Here is a 21,636-nt window from a genome sequence, read left to right on the forward strand (position 1 = left end):
GGCTCTGCATGTTCCTCGTTTCGCACAAGGCTCCTTACCTCATCGAAAGAGTATGCCGTCCGGCGGAAACGCGAATCTCCTGGAATGCGCCTGAAGGCTCGCCGGACCCAGATCGGCAGAAATGGCAACTTTGGAGTAGCGGCACATTTTCGATCTTGTTTCTCGTGCGCGTTCCCGGCACCGCACACCAGGAGTAGGCGCCGTGATACCCGCTGTTGCACGCTGGTTGACGTTCGTGTGCGACGCCAGACACGTCGCCCTCGTCGTGCATTCTCACGAGGCCGAATGTCAGGTCGCGCAGGCAATGTCGACGGAAACCCGTGTGGCATTCGATTCGTGTATGGCCGTGAGGCGGTGAACGTGGGCAACGAGCGGGTCGCCATTATCGGTATTGGTCTGCGCTATCCTGATGCCACTTCCCCGGAGGAACTCTGGGAGAACGTGCTCGCCGGGCGCAGGGCTTTCCGACGGTTGCCGGACGAGCGGATGAACCAGGCCGACTACTGGTCTGCTGATCCGCATGCCCCGGATCGGTTCTACTCGACCCAGGCCGCTGTGCTGCGGGACTTCGAGTTCGACCGGGTGCAGTACAAGATCGCCGGCAGTACCTTCCGGTCCACCGACCTGACCCACTGGCTGGCGCTGGACACCACGGCCATGGCGCTCGCCGACGCCGGTTACCCGGCCGGCGCGGGCCTGCCGGGCCGCACCACCGGGGTCGTCCTGGGCAACAGCCTCACCGGCGAGTTCTCCCGGGCCAACATCATGCGGCTGCGCTGGCCGTACGTGCGGCGCACGGTCGCCGCGGCGTTGGCCGCAAAGGGTTGGTCGGAGGACGAGACCGGCGAGTTCCTGCGCGAGCTGGAGCCGCAGTACAAGGCGCCGTTCCCGGCCATCGACGAGGACTCCCTCGCCGGCGGTCTCGCGAACACGATCGCCGGGCGCATCTGCAACTACTTCGACCTCGCCGGCGGCGGGTACACGGTGGACGGTGCCTGCTCGTCGTCGCTGCTGGCGATCGCGACCGCGGCCCGGGCCCTCGTGGACGGCGACCTGGACGTCGCGCTCGCAGGGGGCGTGGACCTCTCGATCGACCCGTTCGAGGTGATCGGCTTCGCCAAGACGGGAGCCCTCGCGACAGGCGAGATGAAGGTCTACGACAAGGACTCGAACGGCTTCTGGCCCGGCGAGGGCTGCGGCGTGGTGGTGTTGATGCGGGAGAGCGAGGCCATCGCCCGCGGCCGCCGGATCTATGCGTCGATCACCGGCTGGGGCATCTCCTCCGACGGCAAGGGCGGCATCACCCGTCCCGAGGCGGGCGGCCACCGGCTCGCGCTGACCCGCGCCTACACCCGCGCGGGTTACGGTGTGGAGACCGTGTCCTACTTCGAAGGCCACGGCACCGGCACCGCGGTCGGCGACGCCACCGAGATCGAGGCGCTGTCCGGCGCCCGCCGCGAAGCCGACCCGACCGCCCCGCCCGCCGCGCTGAGCACGGTCAAGGGCAACTTCGGCCACACCAAGGCCGCCGCCGGCGTCGCCGGGCTGGTCAAGGCCACGCTCGCGGTTTACCACCAGGTCATCCCGCCGGCGACCGGCCACGTGGTGCCGCACCCGACGCTCACCAAGGCCGACGCCGCGATGTACGTGCCGCGCGACGCGGCGCTGTGGCCGGTCGCCGGTCCGGTGCGCGCCGGCGTGTCCGCGATGGGCTTCGGCGGGATCAACTCGCACATCGCGCTCGAAGAGGCCCCCGGCCGCGAACGGCGCACCGAGGTCTGCCACCGGACCAGCGCGCTGGTCGCCGGCCGTCAGGACGCGGACCTGCTGCTCGTCGACGCGCCCGGCGCCGACGAGCTGACCGCGCGGGTGCGCCGGCTGGCCGAGTTGGTCGCGAAGCTCTCCTTCGCCGAGCTCACCGACCTGGCCGGCACGCTCGCGATCCAGCGAACCGGCGGCCCGTTCCGTGCCGCGGTGGTGGCCACCAACCCGGCCGACGCCGTACGCAAGCTGACCCGGGTCGCCGACGAGCTCGCCGCGGGCCGCACGACACTGCTTGTGCCCGCGGACGGCGTGTTCCTCGACCACCGGACCGCCGCGCCGCGGATCGCCTACCTCTTCCCCGGGCAGGGCTCCGGCCGCGACACGGTCGGCGCGATCCGCCGCCGGTTCGCAGTGGCGGACAACATCTTCCGCAACGACTCGGTGCCGGCCACCGGCGACCACGTCGCCACCGAGGTGGCACAGCCGCGCATCGTCGCCGGCTCGGTCGCCGGCCTGCGGGTGCTGCACACGCTCGGCATCGACGCGGACATCGCGGTCGGCCACAGCCTCGGCGAGCTGACCGCGCTGTCCTGGGCCGGCGCGTTGGGCGGCGGCGACCTGCTGCGGCTCGCCGCCACGCGCGGGCAGGTGATGGCCCACGCGAGCCGCACCGGCGGCGCGATGGCCGGCCTGTCGGCCGACCCGGCCACCGTCGAGGCGCTCGTCGGCGACCGCGAGGCGGTCATCGCCGGCTTCAACGGGCCGGCCCAGACCGTGATCGCCGGCCCTGCCACGGACGTCGACGCGGTGTGCGCGCTGGCCCGCTCCCGCGGCCTGACCGCGACCCGGCTCAACGTGTCGCACGCCTTCCACTCGCCGCTGGTGCACCCGGCCGCGGCCGCGATGGCCGAGCGCCTCGGCGAGTTCGACTTCGGCGTGCTGAACCGGCCGGTCGTCTCCACGGTCACCGGCGAGGTGCTCGACGCGGGCACCGACCTGCGCGCGCTCCTGGTCGACCAGGTGGTGCGGCCGGTGCGCTTCCAGGAGGCCGCGGCCAAGGCCGTCGCCGACGCGGACCTCGTGCTCGAGGTCGGGCCCGGCCGGGTGTTGTCGGGGCTCGTGGCCCAGCAGGCGCCGGACAAGGCGGTGCTGGCGCTGGACACCGACAGCTCATCGCTGACTCCGCTGCTCGGCGCGGTCGGCGCGGCGTTCGCGCTCGGTGCCGACGTGGATCCGACGGCGCTGTTCGCCGACCGGGTGGTGCGGCCGATCACCGAGGACGCCGCGCTGACGTTCCTCGCGAGCCCCTGCGAGACCGCGCCGGAGATCTCCGCCGGGCTGGTGCTCGACGCCAAGCCGGTGGCCGCGATCGAGACCGCCACACCCGCCGCGAGCGAGCCGTCCGCCACCCTCGACGTGCTGCGCCGGCTCGCCGCGGAGCGGGTCGAGCTGCCCCTCGAGACCGTCACCGCGCAGACCCACCCGCTCGACGACCTGCACCTGAGCTCGATCACGGTGGGTCAGATCGTCAACGACGCGACCCGCGAGCTCGGCCGGCCGGCGCTCGCCGCGACCGCGAACTTCGCCACGGTGACGCTCGGCGAGCTGGCCGGCATGATCGACCAGCTCGACGACACCGCCCAGGACGGCGCCACCGGCCCGGGGGAGGTCCCCGGCTATGCGCCGTGGGTGCGCCCGTTCTCCGTCGACCACCTGCCGGCCACGCGCACGTCGCTGTCCTTCGGCACCGGCTCTCCCGGCACCTGGTCGCTGTTCGCCCCGGCCGGTCACTCGCTTGCGGAGCGGCTGCGCGCGGCGCTGGTCGAGGCCGGCGTCGGGGACGGCGTGCTGCTGTGCCTGCCAGCCAGCGGGGAGGACCATGTCGAGCTGATCCTGGCGGCCGGCCAGCAGGCGGTCGCGGCAGCGGCCGACACCCGGTTCGTGGTCGTCCAGCAGAGCCTGGGCGCCTCGGGTCTGGCGCGGACGCTGCACCTCGAGCGCCCGTCGGTGCCGACCACGGTGGTCACCCTGGCCGACGCCGTGCCGAGCTCGCCGGAGGACATCGAGGCCGCGGTCGGCCGGGTGGTCGCCGACGTCGCCGCAACGCCCGCCGGGTTCACCGAGGTCGGCTACGACGCCGAGGGCACCCGGACCGTGCCGGTGCTGCGGGCGCTGCCCGCGGTCGCGCGGCCCGATGCGAACCCGTTGACCGAGGGCGACGTGCTGCTGGTGACCGGTGGCGCCAAGGGCATCACCGCGGAGTGCGCGCTGGCCATGGCACTGGACTCGGGGCTGACGCTCGCGCTGATCGGCCGGGCCGACCCGACCACCGACGAGGAGGTCTCGACCAACCTGTCCCGGATGGCCGCGGCCGGCGTCGACGTGCGCTACGAGCGCGCCGACGTCACCTCCGCCGAACAGGTCGCCGCGGCGGTCGCGCGGATCGAGGACGACCTCGGCCCGGTCACCGCCGTGCTGCACGGCGCCGGACGCAACGAGCCGAACGCGCTGACGAACCTCACCGGCGCCCAGTTCACCCAGACGCTCGCGCCGAAGATCGCCGGGCTGCGGACCGTGCTGGCCGCGGTCGACGCCGACCGGATCAAGCTGCTGGTCACCTTCGGCAGCATCATCGGCCGGGCCGGCCTGCGCGGCGAGGCCCATTACGCCACCGCCAACGACTGGATGACCGAGCTGACCGTCGAGTTCCAGCGCGCGCACCCGAACGCGCGCGCCCTGGCGCTCGAGTGGTCGGTGTGGTCGGGCGCGGGCATGGGCGAGCGGCTGGGCGTGGTCGAGGCGCTGATGCGGGAGGGCATCACGCCGATCTCCATGGACAACGGCATCGCGGTGCTGCGCCGGGTGCTCGCCGACCCGTCGGCCGGCCCGGTCCTGGTGGTCAGCGGCCGGGCGGCCGGACTGCCCACGATCAACCTGAACCGTGCGGAGCTGCCGCTGACCCGGTTCATCGACCGCGTGCAGGTGCACTACCCGGGGGTCGAGCTCGTCACGGAAGCGGAGCTGACCGCGGGTAGCGACCCGTACCTGGCCGATCACCTGCTCGACGGCGACCTGCTGTTCCCGGCCGTGATCGGGATGGAGGCGATGACCCAGGTGGCCACCGCGCTCACCAGGCATCCGGTGCCGCCGCTGCTGGAGGACGTCGAGTTCCTGCGCCCCGTCGTGGTGCGGCCCGATGGCTCGACCACGATCCGGCTGGTCGCGCTCGCCACGGACCCGGAGACCGTGTCGGTCGCCATCCGCAGTGATGAGACCGGGTTCGGCGCGGACCACTTCCGCGCACAGCTCCGCTTCCCCCGCCCGCAGCCGCCCGTCGCCACCGGCACCGTCGACACCGGGCTTCCGGCTGTGCCGGTCGACCCGGTGACCGAGCTGTACGGCAGCGTGCTGTTCCAGGGCAAGCGGTTCCAGCGACTGCTGACCTACCGGCGGACGAGCGCACGGCACGCGGTGGCCGAGCTGTCCACCACGGCGCCGACACCGTGGTTCGCGGCGTTCCTCCCGCAGGAGCGGGTACTCGCCGACCCGGGCACCCGCGACGCGGTCATGCACGCGATCCAGTGCTGCGTACCCGACGCGACGCTGCTGCCGCAGAGCATCGAGAAACTATACCTGGCGAACCCGAGCGACCAGGACGCCGAGATCGTGATCATGGACGCGCGGGAGCGGTCGCAGGACGGCGACAGCTATGTCTATGACGTCGACGTACTGAACACGTCGGGCGTCGTGGTGGAGCGTTGGGAAGGACTGACGCTGCGCGCTGTTCGCAGGCGCAACGGCGAAGGGCCGTGGGTGCCCTCGCTCCTCGGCTCGTACCTGGAGCGCGCGGCCGAGCGGGTGCTCGGCGGCACGAGGGCGGTCGCGGTCGAACCCGACCCGGTCACCGGTCTGGTCGAGGCCGCCGACCGACGCGCCCAGACCGAGCTCGCGGCGAGTCGGGCGCTCGGCCGCCGCGCCGGAGTCCGGTACCGGCCCGACGGGCGGCCGGAGATTGACGGGGGCACGGTGTCCGCGACCCACGGCGCGACTCTCACGATGGTCGTCACCGGCGCCGGGCGGATGTCCTGCGACGTCGAGGTCGTCGTGGAACGTGCCGCGCAGGACTGGGTCGGCCTGCTCGGCGAGCGGCAGATCGGCGTGTGCGACCTCGTCGCGACCGAGGCGGGCGAGTCTGCATCGACGGCCGCGACCCGGGTCTGGAGCGCGCTGGAATGCCTGCGCAAGGCCGGGATCACAACGCAGGCGCTCACCCTCGATCGGGTCGACCAGGAGGGCTGGGTGCTGCTGTCGGACGGCGACACCCGGATCGCGACCTGGGTGACCACCGTCAACGACGTTTCCGAGCCGGTGGTCTTCGCCGTCCTGTCGGGAGAGGAGAACTGACATGGCTGGGTACTACGAAATCCTCCACACGGTGGGCTTCGAGGAGACCAACCTCGTCGGCAACGTCTACTACGTGAACTACCTGCGCTGGCAGGGCCGCTGCCGGGAGATGTTCCTCAAGGAGAAGGCACCGCAGGTGCTCGCCGAGCTGCAGCGCGACCTGAAGCTGTTCACGCTGAAGGTGGAATGCGAGTTCTTCGCCGAGATCACCGCGTTCGACGAGCTGTCCGTGCGGATGCGGTTGGAGGAGCTGACCCAGACCCAGATCCAGTTCAGCTTCGACTATGTGAAGTTGTCCGACGGTCTGGAACACCTGGTGGCACGGGGCCGACAGCGGATCGCGTGCATGCGGGGACCCAACACCGACACGGCGCCGGCCAGGGTGCCCTCGGCGCTGCGGGACGCGCTCGTGCCGTACTCGGGCACCCCTCGGCCAACGCTCCCGGCGACCGAGCCGGCCGGCGCGAGGGACGCGCGTTGACCGGCGAGCGGCAGGAGCCACGCCTGCCGTCGACCGCACCGGCGGTGCCGTTGCTGCGGGGGAACGAACAGGAGACGTCCAAGCGTGCCCTGCGCGAGGTGATGGCCCAGTTCGCCACCGGGATCACGGTGCTCACGGCGCGCGGTGAGCGCGCGCACGGGATGACCGCCAACGCGTTCACCTCCGTGTCTCTCGACCCGCCGATGGTGCTGTGTTGCGTGGCCCGCACCGCGCGCATGCACGACGCGATCCTGGACGCGCGGAACTTCGGCGTCTCGGTGCTGAGCACCGAGCAGGAGGGCGTCGCGCGCTACTTCGCGAGCCGCGACCGACCAGCCGGCCTCGCGCAGTTCGACCGGGTGGACTGGTTCCCCGGGCGTCACACGGGTGTGCCGTTGATGACGGGTTCGCTGGCGTGGCTGGAGTGCGACCTTTCCGAGGTCTACGAGGGCGGCGACCACTCGATCTTCCTCGGCACGGTGCTGAGCGCGAGCCGAGGCGCCGGCCAGGCGCTGCTGTTCCTGCACGGCGGCTTCCATCATCACCACAGCACGTCCCCGGCACGTAGTGCCTGACCGATGACCCGAACCTGCGGGGAGATGGTTGATGATGCTGGTGTGCGTGACGGGCGGGACAGGGTACGTCGGCGCCCACTCGGTGGCGGCGATCCTCCGCGCCGGACACCAGGTCCGCCTGCTGGCGCGCGACGAGTCCGCTGTGGACCGCGCCATGACACCCCTCGGCATCCCGCCGGGCGATCTGGACGTGGCGGTCGGCGACGTTCTCGACGAGGCGTCGGTGGCGCGGGTGGTACGTGGCGCCGACGTGGTGCTGCACGCGGCGTCGGTGTACTCCTTCGACCCGAGACATCGCCGAGAGCTGTGTCGCACCAACGAGAACGGTACGGAACTGGTCCTCGCACAGGCCCGCGCGAGCGGTGTGCGGCGCACGGTGTACGTGTCGAGCGTCGCCGCCTTGTTCCCCTCTCCGCATGCTCCCCTGCACGCCGACTCCCCAGTGGGCAGGGCCCGCGAGAGCTACCTGGCCAGCAAGGCCGCCGCCGACCGGGTGGCACGCCGGCACCAGGCGGAGGGCGCGCCAGTCGCGATCACCTACCCACCGGCACTGCTCGGCCCGCACGATCCCAAACTCGGTGACGGGACCCGCCGGCTGCGTGACACGCTGCGTGGGCTGATGCCGCTCTGGCCGCTCGGTGGGTTCCCGCTCGGCGACGTGCGCGACACCGCCGCGCTGCACGCGTCGCTCGTCACCGGCGACGGTGCCGCCCGATACTTCGGTCCTGGCCACTACCTGACCACCCGCCGGTACCTGCACACGCTGCGAGAGGTCACCGGCCGGACCCTGCCTGCCGGGTACCTTCCGGCGCGCGTGATGCTGCCCGTCGGCGCGCTCGCCGGCCTCGTCCAACGGGTGTGGCCGTGGCACATCCCGGCCGAGTACGGCGCCATCTACACGTGTGCCTCGGCGACCAGAGTGGACGAGACCGCCGATACCAACGGCCTCGTGTCTCGTCCCACCGCCGAGACCTTCGCCGACACGGTCAGGTGGCTGCACCGCGCCGGTCACCTCACCGACCGGGCAGCCGGTCGGCTCGCCACGCGGAGCACGGTGGTCGGATGAGTTCCGCCGAGCACGATTTCGTGCCCCCCACCCCGCTGGTTCCGGTTCCAGGTCCACATCGGACCACACCGCCGGAGCCCGCCGCGATGCTGCGAACCAAGCGCAAGCCGGCGCCGCGTCGAAAGCACGGCAATATTCCACTGTAGACAGCCCGGAGTGAGCATGGACACCAGCCTGCACGAGCTCGGACAGCCGACGATGCGTGGCGTCCGGGTGCCGAACCAGATCGCCTACCGACACGTGCGTGAGAGCGTGACCGAGCTGCTGTCCACAAACGAGGTCGACGTGCGGGTCACCGTACCGTCATGTCCGCAGTGGACCATCCAGGACCTGCTCGGCCACCTCGTCAACGTGACCGCGCTCGCGATCGGACAGCTCAGTGGCTGGCCGGCGGCGCGAGCGACCCCACCGACGCACATGGACACCGTCGGCCTGCTCGACGAATGGGCCAGGCTCGGTACCACGGCCGACCAACTGATCGCCGACTGCGGCGGTCGGGCCGGCACCATCCTCGTGATGGACACGTTCACCCACGAGCTCGACCTCCGGTACGCACTGGGCGCCGACTTACCGGACGAACACAGCGCGTTCGCCGGCGCTTTCGAGGTACTGGCGACCGGCTTCGCCAACTCGGTGACCGCGCATCGTCTGCCAGCCGTGCGACTGTCCTCGGGCGACACTCAGTGGACCATCGGCCACGGTGAACCGACGGCCACCCTCACCGCCGACCGCTACGACCTCTACCGGTCACTCGCGGGCCGACGCACGCACGATCAAATCACCGCGCTGGACTGGGACCGCGACTCACATCGATGGCTGCCCGCATTCACGTGGGGTCCGTTCTGTCCACCGGAATCGCCCGTCGAGCCACTGATTCGCTGACCGTTGTCTCGGCAACTTGGAGGAGGCTCGCGCGATTGCCGAATGTCACGCGCTGATCAGTCTGCGCTCCGCAAGTGCCGGCCGCCACCGCCAACCTTGGTCGGACGGGATCCCATGAAGCTTCTCGCCCTGCTCCACAGCCCGGTAGCCACCGGCAGCGACACCACGATCCGGCGGATCGCCGCACATCTGCGAGACAGCGACCACTCCGTGTTGCTGGTGCCAGAACCCGAGGAGCCCGGTGAGTTGGCCAGAGTGGCCGAGAGACACCGGATCGACGCGTTGCTCGGCACCCACGCGCTCTTCAGCGGCAGGCCGTTCCTGGAGATCGGCCTGCCCTACGTCCTCATCCTCGGCGGCACCGATCTCAACGAGTACGCGCTCGAGCCCGAGTACCGGTCGCTGATGACCGAGGCCGTCGAACGCGCGGCCTGCCTGGTCGCCTTCAACGAGGACTTCGTGCGACGGTCCGGTGCGCTGTGGCCGCAGGTGGTGGACAAGGTGCACTACATCCCGCAGAGCGTGCACACCACTCCCTCGACATTCTCGCTGCGCAGGAGCCTGCGCCTGGAGCGGGATGCGAGGCTGCTCCTGTTGCCCTCCGGCCTGCGCCCGGTGAAGGATCCGCTGTTCCTGGTCGACTGCGTCAAGCAGTGGCACGAGGTGGATCCCCGGATCCGGCTCGTCATCAGCGGGCGGTCCTACGACCCGGACTACGAGGACATTCTCCTGCGCAGGATCGGATCCAGTCCGGCCGTGCGGTATGTCGGCGCGCTCACCCGCGACGACCTGCACGCCGCGATGCGGGAGGCGGACGCGGTGTTGAACACATCGCTCAGCGAGTGCAGCCCGAACTCGGTGCTCGAGGCAATGGACCTGGGCCGCCCGGTGATCGTCCGCGACATTCCCGGCAACACCTGCCTGGTCGAGCACGAAGTCACCGGACTGGTATTCGACCGCCCGGACGACTTCCGTGCGCAGGGGATGCGTCTTCTGGACGACGAGCTACTCGCCCAGCGGGTCAGGCGGCAGGGGCGGCAGTTCGTACGCCGGTCGCATGGCCTCGAGGCCGAGCGTGCCGCCTATGCCGGACTGTTCCGGGACTTGCTCGAGGAGCTGCCCTCGGAGGTCGACGTCGAGTCCCGCGACCGGCTGATCCGGGTAGGCGGGGTCCACCTGTGCGTACAGACGTTCGGCGGTCCCGAGGACCCCGCCGTGCTGCTCATCGCCGGGACGTCCGCGTCGATGCTCTCCTGGGAGACCGAGTTCTGCGAACGCCTCGCGGCCGGGTCGCGGTTCGTGATCCGCTACGACCACCGCGACACCGGCCGGTCGGTCAACTATCGGCCGGGCGAACCACCATATGAGCTCCGTGACCTGGCCGCCGATGCCATCGGCATACTCGACGGCCTCGGCATCACCCGCGCCCATCTCGTCGGTATCTCCATGGGTGGCATGATCGCCCAGCTGGCCGCCCTGGGTCACGAGGAGAGAGTCGCCTCCATCGCGCTGCTCTCGACCAGCCCCGGCGGTCCGGGCCCGGACAACCCGGACCTTCCGTCCGCGTCGCTACGCGTGCGCGTCGAGCTCGACGACATTCCGCTGCCCGACTGGGACGACCGCGGCGAGGTGATCGACTATCTCGTCGCCTCGGACCGCGTGCTGGCCAGCCGCTCCCGCGATTTCGACGAGGTGGCCAGGCGGCGGCTCGCGGGTCGGATCGTCGACCGCGCACCCGAGGTGCTGCCGTCGACGGCGAACCACCTCACCATGGAGTGGGGACAACCGTGGCGACAGCGGCTCGCCGACGTGCGCGTGCCGACCCTGGTCATCCACGGCGGCCAGGATCCGATCTACCCCATCGCCCACGCGCACGCGCTGGTGTCCGCGATCCCCGACGCCACCCTGCAGGTCCTGGAGCAAGCCGGTCACGAGTTGGCCCGCGCCGACTGGGAGACGGTGACCACAGCGCTGCTGCGGCACACAGCCGGAACCGAACGATGGAGCGACCGTGCAACCACACCCCTGTGACTGCAGCCCGATGTGCGTGCTGCGGGGGACCAACCCGATACGAATCCGGCCGACCCGCTCGGGCGGCGCGACATTCGTCGCCGCGTCGGCGTACCGGCGGGCCGAGCAGGTCAGCGCGGACTTCGCCCGACGGATCGCCGGGTACGTGGTCCTCGCCCACGACCCCGCGGTGCCGGTCGCGGCCGCCGACTACTGGACGCACAGCGCCCCCTTCTACCGCGCGGTTGTCGAGCAGATCGAGGACACCGTCGCGAACGACCTGGCGTATCGGCGACTCGTCGCGAATCCCACCGACACCAACGCCGAGCGACATTTCCAGGCGCGGTTGACCGATCTGCTCGCTCGCGATCCCTCCTTGGTCGAAATGATGCGCCGGCGGGTGGATGCCGCCGACGACAACGTCTACATCAACTACTTTCACGGCGAGTCGTACCAGCCGGCCGCAGCGCCGACCGACGTCGACCGGTTGACGGAGATCGCCGGTGGCAGGCGTGCGCGCCCGACGGGCACCGGCGACGAGATCCTCGTCGTGATCCCGGTGTCCGACCGGGACGGGACCGGACGGATCCGCAACCTGATGGCCTGCCTGCTCGCGTTGCGCGACCAGTCGTTCCCGGCGGAGCGGTACCGGGTCACCGTGGTCGAGTTCGACGAGCGCCCGAGATGGCGCGGGATCATCGAGCCACAGGTCGACCATTACCTGCATGTCAAGGGCCACGGCCTGTTCAACAAGTCGTGGACGCTCAACGTCGGTGCGCGCCGAACGCCCGGGAGGGCACGGACGCTGTGCCTGCTCGACGCGGACATCCTCGTGGACCGGCATTTCCTGGAGCGCAACCATGCCCGGTTCGCCGACCCCGACCACGACGCGCACCTCCCCCATACCGAGATGCTTTCGCTGGACCAACCGTCGAGCGACCTGATGATCGAGGAGCGATGCGGAGCGGGCGCGGGGCAGGCGTCGCTCGGCTACGCCCGCGGGCTGCTGCTACGTGACGTTCCGGGTGCCTGCCTGTGGACCCGGCCGGAGATCTTCCATCGTATCGGCGGGTTCGACGAGCGCTACCGCGGCTGGGGTGGTGAGGACGAGGACATGCTCTACCGGATCACCGCGGCGGGCTCGGTCACGCAGTACGACGACGTGTTCCTGCACCTGGCGCATCGCCGGCCGGCGATGCGCCGAGCGGACGGCGAACCATTCAACGGTCATGTGCCGCCGGGCACCTGGACCGGCGAGCTGGGCTACGGCGACCCGAGCAGGCCCGCACAGGTCGGCGCGGCTGAGGCGATCGGTGAGTAACCATCCCGCGGTGGCCTCGCGGCAGCCGGGTTGGCGGCGGCATCGGGCCGCCATCTCCGTGATCTTCTTGCTCGTCGGGATCATGCTCGGCACCTGGTTCACGCGCATTCCGCAACTGCGCACCGACCTCGGCCTCGACTACGGGAGCCTGGGCGTGGTGCTGCTCGCCCAGACGGTCGGCGTGATCATCGCGATGCAGGTGGCCGGCCACCTCGCCACCCATCTGGACAGCCGCTCGGTCATCCGGTCGACCGCCCCACTCCTGCCGTGGTTCCTGCCCTTGGTGGCGATGATGCCCGGCGCCGTTCCCGCCGGCCTCGGGATGCTGGGGTGGGGCATGGTCGCCGGGCTTCTCGACGTGGCGATGAACGCGCAGGGAGTGGAGTTGGAGCGGATCGGGCGCCGCCCCGTCCTGAGCAGTCTGCACGCGGTGTGGGGCGTGGGCGCGTTGCTGGGTTCGCTCGGGACCGTCGTCGCCGGTCGAGCGGGATGGTCGCTGGGCACCCACTTCGTGGTGGTCGCGATCGCGCTCACCACCCTCGCGGTGGCCGGCGGCCGGCACCTGCACGCCACGGTGAACGGCGGCGCGCCGGACACGCGACAGCGGACGAGGATGGGGATCTTCGCCGGGTGGACACGCGCCATCGTCGTGCTCGGCGCTCTCGGCGCGGCGGTAGCACTGTGCGAGGGCGCCGTCTCGAGTTGGAGCGGTGTGTTCCTGCGAGATCAACGTGGCGCGGCGACGAACATCGCGTCGTTGGCCTATTTCGCCTTCATCGTGGCCCAGACCGGCACGCGCATGGTCGGCGACCGGGTGCTCCGTCGGTTCGGGGCCGTCGCACTTGTCCGGTTGAGCATGGTGGTCACGGCCGCGGGCGTGCTGCTGGCCGTCAGCATCCCGAATGCGTGGTCCGGCATCGCGGGCTTCGCGATGCAAGGGTGCGGGCTCGCGGTGGCGATACCGATCATCGCCAGCGCGGTCGGACACGGCTCGACGTCGAGCACGAGCCTGGCGATCGCCCGGTACAGCACGCTGCACCAAGCCGGTGTGTTGGCCGGTCCCCCACTGCTCGGCTGGCTGGCGCAGGCATTCGGTGTCGGCACGGCGTTGACGCTGTTGGTGGTCCCGCTGGGCATCATCGCCGTGCTCGCGGTGGCCACGGCTCCCGCGACCAGCAGGCCACACCCTGAGGTGGCAGCGGCCGCGGAGCCCCGCACCTGACCGAGCGTGCGTTCGATGTGGATGGCAGGCCGGGCCCACCGCCGTTCGCGCGGAGAACGCCTTCGCGTCAGCTCGCCCTCGGGAACCTGCGCCGGGAAGGCAACCGTCCCATGTAGAAGGTGAGGTCGTCGATCGCGCGGGAAAGTTCGCCCAGGTCCGCCGCGACCAGCGCCTGCGGGCCGTCGCACAAGGCGACATCCGGCTGCGGGTGCACGTCGACGATCAACCCGTCCGCGCCGGCCACGATGCCGGCCCGGGCGAGCGGCAACACCAGGTCCCGGCGGCCACCCGAGTGGGACGGGTCGACGATCACCGGTAGGTGCGACAGCCGCTGCGCCACCGGTACCGCGGAGACGTCGAGGGTGTTGCGGGTCGCGGTCTCGAAGGTGCGGATCCCGCGCTCGCACAGCACGATGCCGAGATTGCCGCGCTGCGCGATGTACTCGGCGGCCATCAGCCACTCCTCGATGGTGGCGTTCATCCCGCGCTTGAGCATGACCGGCTTGCCGACCGCGCCGACGGCCTGCAGCAACGCGAAGTTCTGCATGTTCCGGGTACCGACCTGGAGCATGTCGGCGTACTCGGCGACCAGGTCGACCTCGTGCGCGCCGACCACCTCGGTAACGATCGGTAGCCCGGTCTCCTCGCGCACGTTGGCGAGCATCTTCAGTCCGGCTTCGCCAAGGCCCTGAAAGGAGTAGGGCGAGGTGCGGGGTTTGAACGCGCCGCCGCGCAACAGCGTGGCCCCGGCCGCCTGTGCCATCCGCGCGGCGGCGAGCGTCTGCTCGGGCGTCTCCACCGCGCATGGCCCGGCGATCAGCGTGACGGTGCCGGGACCGATGGGCACGCCACGCACGTGCACCACCGACCGGTCGGGGTGGTGCTCGCGGCTCACCAGCTTGTAACTGGTGGAGATGCGGGTGACGTTGCCGACGCCGCGCATCGCGGACAGGTTCAACCCGGCGAACACGTCCACGTCACCGATCAGGCCGATGATGGTTCGGCTCACGCCCCGGCTCACGAACGCCTCGCCGCCTGCGGCCTCCACGCGGGTGACGACGGCCGTCACGTCCGACGGTCCGGCATCCGGCGCCATCACAATGACCACGGTTCCTCCTCATTTCGGGCGCTGGCGTCAGGCCGCCAGGTCGGGTCGCAGTCGGGCGGCGCCGCGCAGGTATACATGGCGGATCGCCGACCGCGGCCGATCGGTCTGGACATGCGCGAGCAGCCGGATCACCCGTTCCATCGCGCGGGGCACGGCGATCTCGGTCGCGCACAGCAGGGGCACGTCGGTCAGGCCGAGGTCGCGGGCTGCGCTGGCGGGGAAGCCGCTGGCCAGGTCCGGCGTCACCGTGAACACGATGCTGATGAGGTCTTCGACGTCGAGTTCGTTGCGGCGCATGACCTCGGCGACGAGCTCGCCGGTGCCGGCGGCGATGAAGGTGGGGTCGTCCCGGTCCACCTGGATCGCGCCGCGTACGGCTCGGACCGCCGTCCCGCCCGGTTGCATCACGCCCGTAGTCCTCTTGCCAAGGGATATCGGTCCGCCCCAGCATGACCGGTTGAGGCTCTCGCTGTCTTATCCGCCGATGCCGGCTTGCCGGCGCGGGACACCAGGGGTCGCATTCCGGAAGATGCGTCTCGGCCGGGCCGGTTGCGAGCATGGCGAGGTGAAGACTCCGGGAATATTCATCAAAGGGACGGGCGTCTATCTGCCGGACAAGGTGACCAGCGAATGGGCTGTCGAACAGGGCTTGTACAGCGCCGAGGAAATTGAGCTGCACGGACTGACGTCGACCTCGGTTGCCGGCGACACACCCGCCCCCGAGATGGCGCTGCGGGCGGCGGAGCGCGCACTCAAGCGTTGTCGGCAGGACGGCACCGACCTGTCCCTGCTGCTGTATGCCAGCACCTGGCATCAGGGTCCCGAAGGCTGGCTCGCTCACTCGTATCTGCAGCATCACCTGGTGGGCGGGGATGTCCCGGCCACCGAGATCCGGCAGGGGTGCAACGGGATGTTCACCTCGCTGGAACTGGCGGTCTGTCACCTGCGTGCCGAGCCGCAGCGGCAGGCCGCGCTGCTGGTGGCCGCCGACAACTACGGCACTCCCATGGTGAACCGCTGGCGGATGGGCGGCGGATACATCGGCGGTGACGCCGGCAGCGCGGTGGTTCTCGCCAAGGACTCGGGATTCGCCCGGTTGCTTTCGGTCGCCTCCACCACGGTGGACGAGGCCGAGGAGATGCACCGTGGCGACGAGCCACTCTTCCCGCCCGGCATCACCGTCGGGCGCGGCCTGGACTTCACCACCAGGAACCAGGAGTTCCAGCGCCACGCCAGGCGCCGGACCGCCGGTACCGCACCGCTCTTCAAGGTCCATCAGCGGACCATTTCCATCGTCGAGACCGTGCTGGCCGAGGCGGACCTGGAGATCGCCGACATCGCCCGCGTCGCATTCATGAACTATTCCCGCGAGATCGTGGAACAGCGCTGCATGGCCGCACTCGGCCTGCCGATGTCACGTTCCACCTGGGACATCGGCGCGACCATCGGCCATTGCGGCGCCAGTGACCAGTTCATCGCCCTCGACCACCTGATCGGCACTGGGGGGCTCCGCCCGGGCGACCACATGTTGATGCTGGGCGTGAGTCCTGGCGTCACGCTGGCGGCCGCCGTTGTCCAGATTGTCGACGTCCCCCCGTGGGTCAGCTGACCGAAGGAGACCGCATTGTCGAACGGCGTGGAACCCATTGCGGTGGTGGGAATCGGCTGCCGCCTCCCCGGCGAGGTCAACTCGCCAGCTGGATTCTGGGATCTGCTCGCCGCCGGCCGGGAAACCACCGGTCCGGCTCCGGAAGAACGCTGGCAGTGGTACCGCGACCTCAGCCCGGAGCATGACTCGGCGCTGCAGCGGGTGGTCGGATCCGGCAGTTTCCTGTCCGACATCGGCGCCTTCGACGCCGAGTTCTTCGGGCTTTCGCCCCGTGAGGCCGAGCTGATGGACCCGCAGCAGCGGATCCTCCTCGAGACGGCCTGGGAGGCGCTCGAGCACGCCGGCCTCCCGCCCCGTGACCTCGCCGGGAGCGACACCGGAGTCTACGTAGGGGTCTGCACCGGCGACTACGGACGCCGTCTGCTGGAGGACCTACCCAGCATCGATGCGTGGAGCGGGATCGGCGCGGCCACGTGTGCCCTGGCCAACCGCATCTCCTACGCGCTCGATCTGCGCGGCCCGAGCCTGGTGACGGACACGGCCTGCTCCGCCTCGCTCGTGGCGCTGCATCTGGCTTGCCAGAGCCTGCGCGCCGGGGAGAGCACCGTGGCGATCGCGGCTGGGGTGAACCTGATCGTGTCGCCTGGCGAGACCCTCAGCCTTGACGCTGCCGGTGCGCTGTCCCCCGATGGCCGCTGCAAACCGTTCGACGCGGCCGCGGACGGCTATGGGCGCAGCGAGGGATGTGGCGTGCTCGTCCTCAAGCGGTTGCCGGACGCCCAGCGCGACGGTGACCGGATCCTCGCGCTGGTGCGCGGCAGCGCGGTGAACCAGGACGGTCGAACGAACGGGATCATGGCGCCGAGCGGACCGGCTCAGGAACATGTCATGAGGCGAGCGTGCGAGCAAGCCGCGGTCGACCCCGCGACGGTCGACTACGTCGAGGCGCACGGCACCGGCACCCGGCTCGGTGACCCCCTCGAGGCCGCCGCGCTGAGCGCCGTCTACGGCGCGGGACGGGCCGCCGACGAGCCGTGCCTGCTCGGCTCGGTCAAGTCGAACATCGGTCACCTGGAAGGCGCGGCCGGCGTGGCCGGCGTCATCAAGGCCGTGCTGGCCTTGGACAAGGCCGAGATCCCGGCGAGCTTGCTCTCCCGGCTGAACCCCGACATCGAGTGGGTCCACAACGGGATGCGCGTCGCGACCGAGCGGACGAGCTGGCCGGAGCGTGCGCATCCGCGCCGGGCCACCGTCTCCGGCTTCGGCTACGGCGGGACCGTCGCCCACATCCTGCTCGAACAGGCGCCCGTCACCGAGCCGGTGCGGCCCGGCCCCGACGACGCCCACCGCCTGTTCCCGCTGTCGGCCGGGTCGCCGACCGCGCTGCACCGCTACGCGGGCCGGCTGGCCGACTGGCTGGGCGGAGCCGGAGCCCAGGCCCCGCTCGGCTCCGTCGGTCACACGCTGGCGCACCGACGCTCGCCGCTGGCACACCGGGCCGTCGTCGCGGCGGCGGGCGGGGATGACCTGCGGGCGAAACTGCGCCATCTCGCCGACGGCGGTCCGACCGAAGGACTGGTCACCGGGGCGCACTTTCCCGGCGAGGGCCCCGGGCCGGTCTGGGTGTTCTCCGGGCACGGCTCGCAGTGGCCGGGGATGGGACGCGAGCTGCTGAAGTCGGAGCCGGCGTTCGCGGCCGTGATCGACGAGCTGACCCCCGTCTTCACCGAGGAGATCGGTTTCTCCCCGCGCCAGGCACTCGTGGACGGTGACTTCGACGGCGTCGACCGCATCCAGACGATGATCTTCGCCATGCAGGTCGGTCTGGCGGCGGTCTGGCGGTCCTACGGCGGCGCCCCGAGCGCGGTGATCGGCCATTCGGTCGGCGAGATCGCGGCGGCCGTGTCCTGCGGGGCGCTGAGCCTGCCCGACGGCGCCCGGCTGATCTGCCGGCGGTCGCTGCTGCTTCGCCGGGTGGCGGGCAAGGGTGCCATGGCCATGGTGGGCATGCCCTTCGCCGAGGTGGAACGTCGGTTGGCGGACCGCGCCGACATCGTCGCGGCGATCTCGTCGTCACCTCATTCGACGGTCGTCTCCGGTGATCCCGCCGCGGTCCGGGAGGTCGCCGGCGAGTGGGAAGGCGCGGGCCTCATGGTCCGGCAGGTGGCTTCGGACGTCGCCTTCCACAGTCCGCAGATGGATCAGTTGCTGACCGAGCTCGCCGCCGCGGCGGCGGACCTCACGCCCCACCCACCGGATGTGCCGATGTACCGCACGGCCGTCGCGGATCCGCGATCGGCCCGCTCGCTCGACGGAACCTACTGGGCCGAGAACCTGCGCGCACCCGTCCGGCTGACCTCGGCCGTCGCCGCGGCCGTCGAGGACGGCCACCGGGCGTTCCTGGAGATCTCCCCGCATCCGGTGGTGGCCCATTCGATCAACGAGTGCCTCACCGATCAGGACGAGGCGGAGGTGTTCGTCGGCTGGACCCTGCGCCGGGACCGCCCGGAGGACGAGACGCTGCTCGAGGCGATCGCGGCCGCGCACTGCAACGGCCTCGCCGTCGACTGGTCGCGCCTGCAACCTGCCGGAGATCTGGTGGCGCTGCCCACCCGCACGTGGGAGCACCGCAGTCACTGGCGCGAGCCCGAGTCGCGTACCCCCGGCATGGCACGCCGCCACGACGTGCGCTCCCACACGTTGCTCGGATCTCCGACGGCCATCGCCGGAACGGAGCTGCGGGTCTGGCACACGAGCCTGGACGACGCGAACCGCCCGTACCCGGGCAGCCATGCGCTCAACGAGACGGAGATCGTCCCCGCGGCGGTGTTCGTCGCCACCTTCATGGACGCCCGGCCGGCCGAAAGCGACACGGCACTCACCGAGGTCACCATGAGTCGGCCACTCATGACCGCCGAGTTGCGCGACGTCCAGGTCGTGCGGGACGGCGAACAACTGAGGTTGGCGTCCCGAGCGGCGGACGACGACGGGGACTGGACGATCCACGCGACCGCGACGGTTCCCGCCGCGGTGTCCTCGCCCGCCCTCGGTGGCCCGCTCGCGGTCGGCCGGAGCTGGCAGACGCTGGATCCCGGCTTCGTCCAGCAGCGGCTGGCGAGTGTCGGCGTCCCCGAGACCGGCTTCGACTGGACCGTCGAGGAACTGCGCAGTGGCGGCGCGGGCATTCTGCGCGCCGGGGTGCGCCTCAAGGGGCCGGTGCGGACCTGGGCCCCGGCGCTGGACGCCGTCATGTCCGTGGCCCCGTGCGCCTTCCCTGGGCAGGCGGCGCTGCGCATGATCGTTCACGCGGACCAGATCGCGGTGACCGGAGAGCCGCCGGAGACGGTCGTCATCGACGCGGTCGTCGACGAGTCCGATGAGGACACCGTCCACATCAGGCTCGCCGATGCCGAGGACCGCGTGGTCGCCGAGCTCATCGGGTTGAGGTATCCCGTCATCGGACGGTTGGGCGATGACGATTCGGGCACCTCCACCGAGATCGCCGAGGCCGCGGCCGAGGCATGGTACGCGGAACTGCCGCCCGAGCAGCTGAGAGAGCGAGTTCTGGAAGAGGTCGGCGCACAGATCGAAGCCGAGATGAAGCTGCCGGCAGGGCAGCTGAACCCTCGGCGGCCACTCCTGGACCAAGGTCTGGACTCGGTGCTGACGGTGGCGGTCCGGCGGCGCTTGGGGAAGCGGTTCGGTTACGAGCTCCCCGCGACGCTGATCTGGCAACAGCCCACCGTCGCCGCGATCGCCGACCACCTTACGAAACTCATCACAGGGTGACAACGCTTCGGGAGAATAATGAGAATTCAGGTCGCCTTGAACGACGAGCTCCAGGACTACATCGCGGACGTCTCGCTGCGCGAGCCCGATCTGCTCCGGGAACTCCGTGCGGAGACCGCCAAGCTTCCGTGGCACCTCATGCAGGTTCCACCGGAACAAGGCCAGTTCCTGAGCACTCTGGTCAAGGCGGTTCGCGCCAAGCGCGTTCTCGAGGTGGGCGTGTTCACGGGATACAGCCTGCTGTCCACCGCACTCGCACTCCCCGCCGGGGGTGCGGTCGTCGCCCTGGAGATCAATCCCGAATGGAGCGCGATCGCGCTCGACTACTGCAAGCGCGCGGGCGTGGCCGACATGGTCGATCTGCGCGTCGGGGACGCCACGCGCTCCCTTGCCGCATTGGTCGCGGAGGACGGAGCGGTCGGCTCGTTCGACTTCGTGTTCATCGACGCCAACAAGGAGGGCTATCAGACCTACTACGAGGCGGCCCTGACGCTACTCAGGCCGGGCGGACTGATCGTGATCGACAACGTGCTGTGGCACGGGACCGTCGTCAACCCGTCGGCCCCCGCCATCGAGACCCGGGTCCTGCGTGAGTTCAACGAACGGCTGCGCCACGACGAGCGCGTCGACTTCAGCCTGCTCCCTGTCGCGGACGGAATGACGTTGGCGGTCAAACGCTGATCACAGGATGAATCGAGGGAGAGAATCTTGAGTCCGACCAAGATGGTATCGCGCGCCGAATGGGTGGCCGCCCGCGAGGAGCTCTATGCCAAGGAGGTGGAACTTCTTGCCGCGCGGGACGCGGTGAGCGCGCAGCGCCGCGAGCTTCCATGGGTGGAGGTCGACAAGGAGTACGTGTTCGAGACGCCGGATGGCAAGGCCGGCCTCCTTGACCTGTTCGACGGTCGCCGCCAGCTGATCGTCTACCACTTCATGGTGCCGCGCGAGACCGGGGAGTTCTGCACGTCCTGCTCGTTCTGGATCGACAACATCGGCCATCTGGCGCATTTCCACGCCCGTGACACCACGCTGGTCATCGACTGCCCGGTGCCCCTGGAGATGATCCAGGCGTTCAAGGAGCGGATGGGCTGGACCATTCCGTGGGTCTCCTCGAAAGAGACCAGCTTCTACGACGACTTCTACGTCAAGCTCGGCGACGCCGACCCGATCCAGCCGGGCATCAGCGTGTTCGCTCGCGATGGCGATCGGGTCTTCCACACCTACTCGACGTTGCAGTTCGGCGGCGAGCTGCTGAACGGGACCTACCACTACCTTGACCTGACCCCACTCGGCCGGCAGGAGGACGGCCTGGGTTTCAAGCACGAATGGGTGCGCTACCACGACGAGTACGACGCCTGACCGACCCACCACGAAGCGACGCCGACGTTCGTCGGCGTCGCTTCGT

The 21,636-nt window shown here is 70.5% G+C and carries 14 protein-coding genes; 12 read left to right on the forward strand and 2 right to left on the reverse strand.

Annotated features, from left to right (window positions below; all coding sequences use genetic code 11):
• Positions 1–360: 360 nt before the first annotated feature.
• The 8 genes from GEV28_RS13360 (at position 361) to GEV28_RS13395 (ending at position 13,725) form a co-directional block, all read left to right on the forward strand.
• Complete coding sequence (locus GEV28_RS13360; protein ID WP_291412228.1) at positions 361–6,168, forward strand: type I polyketide synthase; 5,808 nt, start codon at positions 361–363, stop codon at positions 6,166–6,168.
• 1 nt (position 6,169) lies between these two features.
• The gene (locus tag GEV28_RS13365; protein WP_291412180.1) at positions 6,170–6,649 is read left to right on the forward strand and encodes a thioesterase family protein; all 480 of its coding nucleotides are present in this window, start codon (positions 6,170–6,172) and stop codon (positions 6,647–6,649) included.
• Between the two features lie 101 nt (positions 6,650–6,750).
• Positions 6,751–7,224, forward strand: a complete 474-nt coding sequence (locus tag GEV28_RS13370; RefSeq protein ID WP_291412230.1) for a flavin reductase family protein — start codon at positions 6,751–6,753, stop codon at positions 7,222–7,224.
• A 46-nt stretch (positions 7,225–7,270) separates the two neighbouring features.
• Complete coding sequence (locus tag GEV28_RS13375; protein ID WP_291412182.1) at positions 7,271–8,290, forward strand: NAD-dependent epimerase/dehydratase family protein; 1,020 nt, start codon at positions 7,271–7,273, stop codon at positions 8,288–8,290.
• Positions 8,291–8,452: 162 nt separating this feature from the next.
• Positions 8,453–9,172, forward strand: coding sequence for a maleylpyruvate isomerase family mycothiol-dependent enzyme (locus GEV28_RS13380; RefSeq protein ID WP_291412184.1), 720 nt, complete (start codon positions 8,453–8,455; stop codon positions 9,170–9,172).
• A 114-nt stretch (positions 9,173–9,286) separates the two neighbouring features.
• Entirely contained in the window at positions 9,287–11,203 is a 1,917-nt protein-coding gene (locus GEV28_RS13385; RefSeq protein ID WP_291412186.1) for an alpha/beta fold hydrolase, read from the forward strand.
• Positions 11,204–11,213: 10 nt separating this feature from the next.
• A complete protein-coding gene (locus tag GEV28_RS13390; RefSeq protein WP_291412232.1) occupies positions 11,214–12,503 on the forward strand; it encodes a glycosyltransferase family 2 protein in 1,290 nt (429 codons plus the stop codon).
• 10 nt (positions 12,504–12,513) lie between these two features.
• On the forward strand, positions 12,514–13,725 hold the full coding sequence (locus GEV28_RS13395; RefSeq protein WP_291412188.1) for an MFS transporter: 1,212 nt from the start codon (positions 12,514–12,516) through the stop codon (positions 13,723–13,725).
• 67 nt (positions 13,726–13,792) lie between these two features.
• Here GEV28_RS13395 and aroF read toward each other — a convergent pair whose 3' ends face one another.
• Positions 13,793–14,833 (reverse strand): 3-deoxy-7-phosphoheptulonate synthase, encoded by a 1,041-nt coding sequence (gene aroF / locus GEV28_RS13400; RefSeq protein WP_291412190.1) that lies wholly within the window; start codon positions 14,831–14,833, stop codon positions 13,793–13,795.
• A 27-nt stretch (positions 14,834–14,860) separates the two neighbouring features.
• On the reverse strand, positions 14,861–15,238 hold the full coding sequence (gene aroH, locus GEV28_RS13405; RefSeq protein ID WP_291412234.1) for a chorismate mutase: 378 nt from the start codon (positions 15,236–15,238) through the stop codon (positions 14,861–14,863).
• A 160-nt stretch (positions 15,239–15,398) separates the two neighbouring features.
• On the opposite strand from aroH, the gene GEV28_RS13410 reads away from it, so the two are divergent.
• The 4 genes from GEV28_RS13410 to GEV28_RS13425 are packed head-to-tail and all read left to right on the forward strand — an operon-like array spanning position 15,399 to position 21,590.
• A complete protein-coding gene (locus tag GEV28_RS13410; RefSeq protein WP_291412192.1) occupies positions 15,399–16,442 on the forward strand; it encodes a ketoacyl-ACP synthase III family protein in 1,044 nt (347 codons plus the stop codon).
• Positions 16,443–16,469: 27 nt separating this feature from the next.
• Positions 16,470–20,231, forward strand: coding sequence for a beta-ketoacyl synthase N-terminal-like domain-containing protein (locus GEV28_RS13415; RefSeq protein WP_291412194.1), 3,762 nt, complete (start codon positions 16,470–16,472; stop codon positions 20,229–20,231).
• 18 nt (positions 20,232–20,249) lie between these two features.
• The gene (locus GEV28_RS13420) at positions 20,250–20,912 is read left to right on the forward strand and encodes a class I SAM-dependent methyltransferase (RefSeq protein WP_291412196.1); all 663 of its coding nucleotides are present in this window, start codon (positions 20,250–20,252) and stop codon (positions 20,910–20,912) included.
• A 27-nt stretch (positions 20,913–20,939) separates the two neighbouring features.
• Positions 20,940–21,590 (forward strand): DUF899 domain-containing protein, encoded by a 651-nt coding sequence (locus GEV28_RS13425; protein ID WP_291412198.1) that lies wholly within the window; start codon positions 20,940–20,942, stop codon positions 21,588–21,590.
• The last annotated feature ends 46 nt before the right edge of the window (positions 21,591–21,636 follow it).

The sequence above is a fragment of the Actinophytocola sp. genome (genome assembly GCF_009379765.1).
Lineage (GTDB): Bacteria > Actinomycetota > Actinomycetes > Mycobacteriales > Pseudonocardiaceae > Actinophytocola.